Below are 9,393 nucleotides of genomic sequence, written 5' to 3' on the forward strand. Positions count from 1 at the left end.
TCAGGCCCCCACCCTGCGCATACCGCATGTCAACGGCATACCGCAGGGATCACTACCTGTCACTACCCGACAACAGCATGAAATCCTCAGTAACTCGTTGACAACGGAGCCGGGCTGGTCGGCCAGTCGCCTGGTGTGGCGCTGATAGCACTCCACGACGTAGGTACCTGCTCGCGGAAGGTCTGCTGCGGGCAGCCGAACACCGCGCACACCCGACGCCGCAGCCTCACCGACACCACGACTCGCCGCCCGTCCACCGGAACAGCCGCGACCACCTGCCTGTGGGACCCGCGCACCCGGCCCCGTCGTGCACGCCGAGGTGTGGCAGGCTGGCGCGACGCTGCACGCCGCCCTCGCCCAGCACCCCGCCCGCCCCGGCCACGCCCAGGACGAGGACGAGCTCGACGACGACCAGGAGCACGGCCTGCTCGGCGACCTCCCCCACCGGGTCCGCCGCCGGGCGGCCCGGGGAACGCTGCGCCGACCGGCACGCCGACGCCGGAGACGAGAGCGCCTACGTCACCGCGGCCGCCATCCGCGCGGAGTGGCAGCGCGTCCACGACCACACCGCCGAGACCCGGGCCGAGCGCTACGACCCCGACGACGACACCGTCCTCCAGCACGCGCTGCGCGTCGACCGCCACCGGCAGGACGTCGAGGCGTGCGCCCGCGAGGCCGCCCATCAGGCCCGCCAGACCACCGACGTCGCCCCCCGCCGTCTCGCCGGCACCGCCGCCCAACCCCTCTACACCGCCCTCGACCGCGCCGGCCTCCACACCCTCACCGACGACGACCACCAGGCCGTCCGCGATCTCACCCAGCACCTCGACCCCGCCACACTGCGCCAGGTCATGAGCTGGCTGGAGCGCACCCGCAGCGCGGCCTTCGCGCTGCGCGGTCCCGGGCAGGAGCGGCCCGGGACCGCCCGCCGTACGCCGCGGCCGGTTCTGACGGAACCGGATCCTGGCCAGCCGGACTGGCGGTCAGGACGCCCACCGACGGCCAGCCCGAGGCCCAACGCCAAGAGGGCCGGGCCGGTTCTCGCCGGCCGGGCCCAAGGCGCTGAGGGGGTCAGCGGACCCTGGCGGCGGGCTTGGCGGTGAGGCGGGCAATCAGCTGCTCTGCCTCGTCCTGGAGCATTCCGTCCCACCCCCGGTCATCTGCCGGACCTGGTCGATGACCTCGCGCACCCCGGCCTGGTTGCCGGCTCGGTGCTCAATTCGCATCCAGCTCCGGTAGAGCACCTCGGCGGCTGGCTCGACGTCGAGCCCGACGGCGACCGCACGCCTGGGCGCCTCGATGTCGAGGACCTCGTCCTGGACGCGCAGCGTGGCTATGGCGTGGGCGGTGTCCACGATCTGGCCGGTCATTGTCTGCACGAGTGGTGCCGCCCAGGTGTGGGCGCCTGCGCCGCCGAACGGGCGGCCGCGGACGAGGTCGAGCGGCCTCAAGGTCCAGGTCCCCGGCGGCGCCGGCCGGAAGGCCGCGTTGTGAGAGGTAGCTGAAAGTGGCGTAGTCGCAGGTCACCTCGGGCGATAGGGCGTATTGCTCGACGCCCTTGGTCTTGTTGCGTAGGTACGGCTCGCCGTTGGAGTCGGCGCCCAGCCGACGTCGGAGACGGGACATGTGGGTGTCCATCGTCGACTGCGTCCACGGGCTGACGGGGTCCATGTTGTTGGCGATCGCGCTGTAGCCCCGGTCGGACTTGATGAGCAGCAGTGCCGCCAGCAGCACTAGCTTCGGCTGGATCGGGGCGTCGCCGATGCCGGTGATCCGCAGCGGCCCCAGCACCTGGATCTGCGGAGCGGAGCCTTCTGCTGGAGCGGGAGCATCGCTTTCGCGGACCGCGCTCACGCGCGGCGGAACTTTCGTGAGCTGGTGCGTAGTTGCTGCGGCGGGGGCCTCGTCCGCAGTGCCGTGGGGTGCGTCGGCCGGGGTGAGGGTGTCCTTCTTGTCTCGCTCGGTGGCGTTCGGCTCCACCGGCTCGGGGCTACGGGCTCGGCGTTGGCTTGGACCGGGATGGTGGCGGCGGGCATCTGCTTCTCCTCGGACGGCGCATGTGCGTCGGCTGGGGCGGCCAGCAGGGACAGGTGGCCGCGGGGGGAAGCGTCGCCGGGGCGGGACGGAGCGGGCTTCGTCGGCGTCCAAGAGGGGGGCGCGGCACATGCTGCTGATACAGCAGGTCCTCGCCGATCCGAAGTGGGCTGACACCCTCACCGACACGGACCGGCGGGCGCTCTCCCCGCTGTTCTGGACCCACGTGAATCCCTACGGCCGGTTCGAGCTGGACATGAACAGACACCTCGACCTGGACCTGACCGCCCGGGCCGCCGTGCCCGCGCCGCGCGCCCCCAGGGCAGACCAGCCGCGGCCCCGGAGTGAGGAGCCGGGGGCTCGGATCGCCTACGAACAACGACGGTATGACCTGCGGCCAGGGCGGCCTCGGCGAAGGCACGTCCGAGGCCCGTGCTGACGCCGGTGATGAGCCAGTTCTGCTTTTGCACTGTTCCTCCAAAGAGGTCTTGCGAGGAGCCGGACCGCTCCTCCACCAAAAAGTCTACACGGTGTCGATTTTTACCGTCGCCATGTCGATTCTGGTAGTGCTCACGGGGTGGAGTACTCAAGGCCATCCGCGTGCCCTGCACCGCCCGAATCGGCGCCGCCAAGGCCCAGCAGCCAGGCCGTCAACCAGAACCGCACCCCGATCACCACAGGGACACCCAGCGAGGCCGGAGAGAAGATGGGGGGCTTGGCCACCGGCAAGCCGCCACTCACCTGTCGTCAAACGAAGGCATGACGACAGGCGCGAAGGGCGTCCGATGAACCCCGGGCTTTTCAGGGCCTGTTGGCGGCCCGGATCCAGTCAGACCCGATGGCGGCTGATGACAGGGTTTGCTGACAGCTAATGTCGCGAATGCGACCACCAGAACGGGGAGCGGCATGGCCAACCTGGTCTACCAGCGGGTGTCGACAGACCAGCAGTCGACCGACCGTCAGAACCTCGTCCTCGCCGAGGCCGAGATCGAGGACCCTGTGACGTTCGAGGAGAACGCCGCACGAACACCGCAGCCGTCGACCTTCGTCAGCCGGATGGTGGTCGCCTCCGCAGCCAGCGGACATGACACTGGGCCCTCCAACAGGGTTGTTGGTCGGCCCGGCCTACCACCAGCGGCGCTACCACCCAGCACAGGGGCGCGGCCTCTGGCGTCTACATCCCGTTCACCCGGCACACCGGCTCCGGCGACACATTACGGCCCTGGGCCACCAGCGCTCATCAACGCCAGCACGTCCACCCAGGCGACTGGTACCGCGAACACGACCGCGCGGACGCGTCGGCTGCGGCCCTCCTGGTTGAGGGCGGGCTGCTGATTCAAGTCACGAAGGCGGTGCTGGAGCGGGCCCTGGACGCGGAGATGACCGAGCACCTGGGCTACGAGAAGCACGATCCGGTCGGCCGCGGCTCGGGCAACAGCCGCAACGGCACCTCGCCCAAGACCGTGCTGACCGACGTGTTCCCGGGCGTCACCCACTATGAGCTGGGCATCGTGCACCGTGCGGTACGGCGACGGCTCGATCGAGCCGGTCAAGGTTCCGCATCCGGAGCGCACGGCCGCCGCCCGCCGGGCGCCCTGCCTCGGAAGCTCAGAAGCCCGGCGTCGCCAGGTCAGGGCGGAGCGGGCCGCGAGGTGCTTCCACGCCCTGATTCTGACGGCGGGCCTGGTGGCTCAGTCGAGGGTGACGACCATCTTGCCGAGGGCCTCTCCTGCCTCCATGGCCCGGTGGGCTTCGACGATCTCGTCGAACCGGAAGACCCGGGTGGGACGGGCTCGGAGGGCACCGACCTTGACCTTGGTGTAGATCTCGTCCAACGGTACGTCGGTGAGCGGGAATGCGGGGGTGCCCAGGACGAAGGCGCTGCCGAAGAAGCTGAGTCGGACGCCGCTGGGGAGATCGGCGATCGGGTCGAAGTCCCGCACCGGCTCGAATCCGCCCAGGAAGCCGAGCTGGCACACCTGGCCGCGCGGCCGGACCAGGGCCAGCGAGTCGCGCAGGGCGCTGTTGCCGACGACGTCAAACACCGCGTCGACGCTGATCTCCCGTTCCGAGATCTGGTCGGCGAGCGCGCCGTCGTCGATGAGCACGTCGGCGGCCCCGATCTCCTTCAACAGTGGCGCCCGCTGCGGGTCCCGGGTCGTGGCGAGCACGGTTGCGCCATGGTCGACCGCGAGGTTGACGGCGGCTTGGCCGAGCGAGGAGGTCGCTCCCCTCACCAGGACGGTCTCGCCCGGTCGTAGGTCCAGATTGCCGAACAGGCCGCTCCACGCCGTTGCGTACACCTCGGGCACCGCTGCCAGATCGGCCCAGTCCAACGACGAGCGCACGGCCACCACGTTGGTCACCGGCACGGTCACCAGTTCCGCGTAGCTTCCGTTGCGGGTCCGTCCCATGCCGCCGAGGATCGCCACGACCCTGGCCCCGACGGGGAGTTCACCGGATGGGTCTGCCTCGACCACCCCGGCGCACTCGATTCCGGGGACGGCGGCGACCTTCCCCCAGGCGCCGCTGCGCATGTACGCCTCTGCGTGGTTGAGGCCGAACGCCTTGACCCGAATCAGCACTTCGCCGTCGGCGGGCGCCGGGTCGGGCAGTTCGGTGAGGGTGAGAACCTCGGGGCCGCCGTGGGCGGATATGACGATGGCCTTCATGTCCCGGCTCCATTCTTGAGTATTTATTCAACTATTGGCGCGAAGAAAGAGCCACCGCGTACGGTGGCCCGTGTGCCTGGCCGTCAGGCGAGAGCAGTGAAGGCGTTGTCGACGATCGCCCGCAGGAGCGTCTCGTCGGGATTCGCCTTCCCGACGACCATCAGCCCCTGGCATGTCGCGACCAGCAGCTTGGCGCTACCGGCGCAGTCCAGCGAGGCACGCACCTGCCCCCTGAGAGCGGCGTTCTCCAGCGCGTGGGTCATACACCGTTCGAGCCGGGCCATGTGGCCACGCACGACGGCCGCCGCCTCGTCGTCCTCGGCGGCCTTCTCGATCGCCGTGTTGACGAGCAGGCAACCCTGTCGGCCCTCGGGGCTGAGCAGGTCGCGCACCAGCCCGTCGAAGTAACCGCGGATCTCGGTCACCGAGGCGCCCGCAGCCTCCAACTCGCCCAGCTTCTCGGGGACGACCAGCCTGGAGTAACGCTTCAGCGACTCCAGGAACAGTGCGTGCTTGCCGCCCGGAAAGGCGCTGTAAAGGCTCCCCGGCTTGACCCCGGTCGCCTTCACCAGATCCTCGATGGACGTCGCCCGGTACCCGCGCTCCCAGAACCGCAGCATGGCCACGTTAAGGACGGTGTCGGGCTCGAACTCTCGGGGTCTGGGCATGAGGCAAACATACATGAGTGGCCATTCAAGAACAACTACTGGCGTTCGGAGTGAGGGTTGCGGCCACGCTAGGCGCGACCGCCGCCAGTGGTGCCGGCGTCCGACCCTCGGGTTGGCGAGCACCGGGGCGTGCCGCACGTCCGGGAGGGGGCGCTGCCTCTACCTCGCCAGACACGTACAGAGGTCCCCACCCCGCACCGACGCCTTCGCCGACACCGCCGAAGCAGCCCTCGACCCACCGCCTCGACGCCAGAGCAGCCCTCCGACGCAGTGCCCACCACTGCCCCAAAGGACTTCGAGCGTCGACCGCCAGCCACCCGCCCCTGACTCATCAGCATCCCGTCGCGGCCGGCCAGGCCGGCCGGGCCGGTTGGCCGGGCCCTGCATGTCGCGGGGCGTTGGGGCTACAGACCGCCGGCTCACGGGGAACTTCTGGATCACGGCGGCGATGTCGTCCGGCTTGGCCGGGTCGATGCCTCGGCGCTGTGACGCAGCAGGGCGGTGACGAGGGAGGCCGGCATCATCAGCTCGCTGTTGTGCCGGTAGCGCCAGCGGGAAGCGCTCGGCCAACTCGTCGTCGCCCGCTTCGCTGCAGCTCCGGGGCGGCGCTCGCCTTGGCGGCCGTCTCCGTCATCGCAAAGTCCTCTTCCTCGCGAGGGCCGCGGTACGGGTGCGTTCCAGACAGCTCGTGACCTGGCGCAGCGTGGCGGCGTCGAGGTGTTTGGTCAGGCCGCGGACGGCTTGGTGGTCGTCGTCGGTCAGCGTGGAGAGGCCGGCGCGGTCCAGGGCGGTGTAGAGGGGCTGGGCGGCGGTGCCCGCGAGGCGGTGGTGGGCGGCGTCGGTGGTCTGGCGGACCTGGTGGGCGGCCTCGCGGGCGCATTCGGCGACGTCCTGCCGGTGGCGTTCGGCGCGCAGCGCGCTGGAGGGTGTCGTGGTCGTGGTCGTAGCGCTCTGCCCGGGTCTCGGCGGTGTCGTCGTGCAGGCGCTGCCACTCGGCCAGGGCGTCGGCGGCCGTGCCGTAGGCGGTCTCGTCTCCGGCGTCGGCGTGCCGGGCGGCGCAGCGTTCCTCGAATCGGGCCTGTTCACGGCTTGCTGGATGTCCTCCAGGGTCATCCCGACCGCCCGGCGGCGGACCCGGCTGGGGATGTCGCCGAGCAGCGCGTGCTCCTGGTCGCCGTCCTCGTCCTGGGCGTGGTCGGGGCGGGTGGGGTGCTGGGCAAGAGCGGCGTGCAGGGTCGATCCGGCCTCCCACGCCTCGGCGTGCACGACGGGTTCCGGCGCGGTGAGGCCCGGGCGGGCGCCGAGGACGATCCGGCCGTCGACCAGGGCCACCCAGCCGTCGAGTCCGTCGGTGTCGCGCTCCGTCCAGCCGCCCGCCACCTCGCTCACCCCTGTCCGCCTCGTCCCGGCGGATCCAGTCCGGCAGGACCGAATATCTCCATGGGGCGCGGACGCAACTCCAATGGCCGATCGCCATCTCCTGGGACCCACTCCCGCCGACGGGGTGCGGTCACCCTCTCAACCGGCCTGCCCGCCTGGCAAGTTGACGGCTTCGGGGTCTCGCTGCCGACGGCCCCGGGGGAGACTCCCCGGAATTCCGGGGTGAAATGTCCACCCGCAGCGAGCCCAGGCCTGCTAGGTTCGAAGTCAGCTGCAGTAGTGGTTCCCATGAACTTTGTGTGCGCCTGCTGATGTATCGCAGGCGCATTTTTGTTCCCCGACTCTTCCCCGGTGGGCGCTCATCGCGGCGACTCGAAGCCCGTGCCGTGCGGGCGTCGGGCAGTCCTTTGAAGGAGATTTTCAATGGCTAATGGCACTGTCAAGTGGTTCAATTCGGAAAAGGGTTTCGGCTTCATCGAGCAGGACGGTGGCGGCGCTGACGTCTTCGCCCACTACTCGAACATCAACGCCAACGGCTTCCGTGAGCTGCTCGAGGGCCAGAAGGTCGAATTCGACGTCACACAGGGCCAGAAGGGCCCGCAGGCCGAGAACATTCGTCCGCTGTAGTTCATCTGTCAAGACACCCGCCCAGCAGCGAGGGGCCGGCACCGCGTGCATGATGCCCGGTGCGGGCCCCTCGGCATTGCGCCGTCACGCGCTCGCGTGGGGATGGCCGCCGTGGGGCGGCGGCGCACGATGTGCGCGAGGACGTTCCACGCCTTCGGTGCCACGGGCCGACCGGGCAGTGCACCCTCGGTGACCGTTCCTGGACCGGTTTCCCCCAGGCGTCCAGCGGGCGATCGAGGATCTTGTCGCGGCGGGCGGCGGTGGCGTCATGGGTGCGTCCGGGCCGAGCCGCGGAGATCCAGATCAGCTTGCCTCTCTCGTCCGTCAGGGCGAGGAAGTGCAGGCAGTGGCGGTGGTGCTTGCCCGAGTAGTTCGGGCGGTTGTCCCGCCCGGTGCGGCGCTGGGTGGCCGGCGGCAGCGCGTCCTCGGCCACGCCGGGGCCACAAACCCCCGGGCACCTTCTCGACTCGGGCGGTCGGCACGCCGGCACCCGGAGCGGTGGGACCGGCCGCGTGAAGGCGAAGTCGGCCAGCGTCCAGGGCTCATCCCCCGGTCGCTACCGCGCGTATCTCCTCGAAGGGGCCAGGGTGTGGGGCAGAGCGGCCAGTGCAGTTCGTACGGCCCGCAGACACCGGCCCCCCTTGCCCCTATGTGGCAGTTACTGCCTGACGCCGGGAGCCAACTGCGCTAGGAGGTGGCTGGCTGGTCGGTGATGGTCATGTGATCGAACGTGAAGGTGTCCGTTTCGTCGCCACCGCCCGGCGCGGTCTCGGTTTTCACGACACACGCGGCGTAGAAGTTGTAGGACTTCACCACGTCGCCCCGGTAATCCAGGGTCACGATGTTGAGGACGTTAGCCCTCAACCTGCATCCGGCCCTGACCTGCAGGTCGATGCGCTGCGAATGATTCGAACCGCGCTGCACGGTGACCGAGTTCGGCTGGAAAGTGGGGCCTTCAATAGTGCGGGCGTACTCCTGGAATCCCCCGTTGATCGCCAGTTCGAACGAGGGAGTGCATCCTGACGTTCCGCAGACATTGGCCGAGGCTGCGGGGCTGCTGACGAGCAGGCCACCAACGGCCGTCACCGCCGCGGCTAAGGCGCTGATGATGTAGCGGGGGCGGTTTCGGGTGAAACGGTTCATGTGCGGTTCTCCTGTCTGACATGGCGTCATACGGCCGAAGGGGCACCCTGTTCATGGCTGTTGAACAGATGCTGGGTATGACGCTGTTGGAGGGCTGCCGGTTCTCTCGCCGGCGATCAGACCGCGCTGTACCTCCAGCACGCGGCGGGCCCCCGACCTGACCGAGACGCTCAGCGATCCGGCCCTGACCGGCATGCCGCGGTCCGACTTCGAACGCGTACTACGGCGGCTCCGCCCCACCCGGACCGTTCGGCGGTCGATGCGCCTATCCCCGACCGGACACCGGCCGTGCACGACATGGGAGTTGAGAACGGGTGGTTCCCGTGTTCACTGCGATTCGCTCGTTGGAGTAGGAGCCCGACTGTGTCCCTGCGGCATCGCCACGAGTACGCCGTAGACCTTCCTCGTGGCCTCCCGAACGGCTTCGAAATACCGGTCAAGGAGTTCCCCGCCGCCATCCGGCAGCGAGTGCGCACCGCCTCCGGCCCAGATCCGCCAGGTTCGAGCCGGTGTAGTCGTTAAGAGACGTAAAGACACCGGTTCCTCGCGTACTCCTCTCCATCCCGCTCGCCGGACCCGCATCATCTGGCAGTGCTGGCACGTCCCGGCTTTGTCAGGGCCGCTCCCACCCTCCCCGGCATCACCCGGATCAGGCTGCCCTCAGCTCCACCTCCCTGCCACGACAGGTCAGCGGTGAAGGTCTCTCACCTCCACACGAATCACAGCGCCTCACGGCGCAACTCGAAGACCAGCCAGGCACCCCGAGCCGCCGCGGCGCTCCAGTCTGGCGATTTGCTCCTCGCTGAGCCTCGGTCGCCCAGGTGATCCCTTCGACAGGACTCCGGCTTCACCCCGCTCACGCCACTGCC

General features: G+C 69.6%; 8 protein-coding genes and 2 pseudogenes. 3 read left to right on the forward strand and 7 right to left on the reverse strand.

Going from position 1 to position 9,393, the window contains the following annotated elements:
- The first annotated feature begins 281 nt into the window (after window positions 1-281).
- On the forward strand, window positions 282-1,103 hold the full coding sequence (locus ACH4J0_RS42255) for a hypothetical protein (protein ID WP_396246510.1): 822 nt from the start codon (window positions 282-284) through the stop codon (window positions 1,101-1,103).
- 9 nt (window positions 1,104-1,112) lie between these two features.
- On the opposite strand, the gene ACH4J0_RS42260 is transcribed toward ACH4J0_RS42255, so the two are convergent.
- Window positions 1,113-1,451: a bacterial transcriptional activator domain-containing protein gene (locus ACH4J0_RS42260; protein WP_396246511.1), complete on the reverse strand. Its 339-nt coding sequence runs from the start codon at window positions 1,449-1,451 to the stop codon at window positions 1,113-1,115.
- A 942-nt stretch (window positions 1,452-2,393) separates the two neighbouring features.
- Window positions 2,394-2,504 (reverse strand): annotated as a pseudogene (locus ACH4J0_RS42265) (short-chain dehydrogenase/reductase); the annotation flags it as partial.
- Between the two features lie 819 nt (window positions 2,505-3,323).
- Here ACH4J0_RS42265 and ACH4J0_RS42270 point away from each other — a divergent pair.
- Window positions 3,324-3,518, forward strand: a pseudogene (locus tag ACH4J0_RS42270) (transposase); the annotation flags it as partial.
- Between the two features lie 207 nt (window positions 3,519-3,725).
- Here the strand turns inward: ACH4J0_RS42270 and ACH4J0_RS42275 are convergent.
- From ACH4J0_RS42275 to ACH4J0_RS42285, 3 genes are all read right to left on the reverse strand, one after another.
- The gene (locus ACH4J0_RS42275; RefSeq protein ID WP_396246512.1) at window positions 3,726-4,706 is read right to left on the reverse strand and encodes a zinc-binding dehydrogenase; all 981 of its coding nucleotides are present in this window, start codon (window positions 4,704-4,706) and stop codon (window positions 3,726-3,728) included.
- Window positions 4,707-4,789: 83 nt separating this feature from the next.
- A complete protein-coding gene (locus ACH4J0_RS42280) occupies window positions 4,790-5,374 on the reverse strand; it encodes a TetR/AcrR family transcriptional regulator (RefSeq protein ID WP_396246513.1) in 585 nt (194 codons plus the stop codon).
- Window positions 5,375-6,004: 630 nt separating this feature from the next.
- Window positions 6,005-6,763 (reverse strand): hypothetical protein, encoded by a 759-nt coding sequence (locus ACH4J0_RS42285; protein WP_396246514.1) that lies wholly within the window; start codon window positions 6,761-6,763, stop codon window positions 6,005-6,007.
- A 414-nt stretch (window positions 6,764-7,177) separates the two neighbouring features.
- On the opposite strand from ACH4J0_RS42285, the gene ACH4J0_RS42290 reads away from it, so the two are divergent.
- The gene (locus tag ACH4J0_RS42290; protein WP_280697877.1) at window positions 7,178-7,381 is read left to right on the forward strand and encodes a cold-shock protein; all 204 of its coding nucleotides are present in this window, start codon (window positions 7,178-7,180) and stop codon (window positions 7,379-7,381) included.
- A 1-nt stretch (window position 7,382) separates the two neighbouring features.
- On the opposite strand, the gene ACH4J0_RS42295 is transcribed toward ACH4J0_RS42290, so the two are convergent.
- Both ACH4J0_RS42295 and ACH4J0_RS42300 read right to left on the reverse strand, forming a co-directional pair.
- Window positions 7,383-7,871 (reverse strand): transposase family protein, encoded by a 489-nt coding sequence (locus ACH4J0_RS42295; protein ID WP_396246515.1) that lies wholly within the window; start codon window positions 7,869-7,871, stop codon window positions 7,383-7,385.
- A gap of 197 nt (window positions 7,872-8,068) precedes the next feature.
- Complete coding sequence (locus ACH4J0_RS42300) at window positions 8,069-8,524, reverse strand: hypothetical protein (RefSeq protein ID WP_396246516.1); 456 nt, start codon at window positions 8,522-8,524, stop codon at window positions 8,069-8,071.
- Window positions 8,525-9,393 lie beyond the last annotated feature (869 nt).

Origin of the sequence: Kitasatospora sp. NPDC017646 (genome assembly GCF_044329365.1) — a bacterium.
Lineage (GTDB): Bacteria > Actinomycetota > Actinomycetes > Streptomycetales > Streptomycetaceae > Kitasatospora.

Excerpts from the sequence above, each read along its gene's own strand:
- ACH4J0_RS42275 (WP_396246512.1), bottom strand. The coding sequence starts at position 4,706 with ATGAAGGCCATCGTCATATCCGCCCACGGCGGCCCCGAGGTTCTCACC.
- ACH4J0_RS42280 (WP_396246513.1), bottom strand. The coding sequence starts at position 5,374 with ATGCCCAGACCCCGAGAGTTCGAGCCCGACACCGTCCTTAACGTGGCC.
- ACH4J0_RS42290 (WP_280697877.1), top strand. The coding sequence starts at position 7,178 with ATGGCTAATGGCACTGTCAAGTGGTTCAATTCGGAAAAGGGTTTCGGC.
- ACH4J0_RS42300 (WP_396246516.1), bottom strand. The coding sequence starts at position 8,524 with ATGAACCGTTTCACCCGAAACCGCCCCCGCTACATCATCAGCGCCTTA.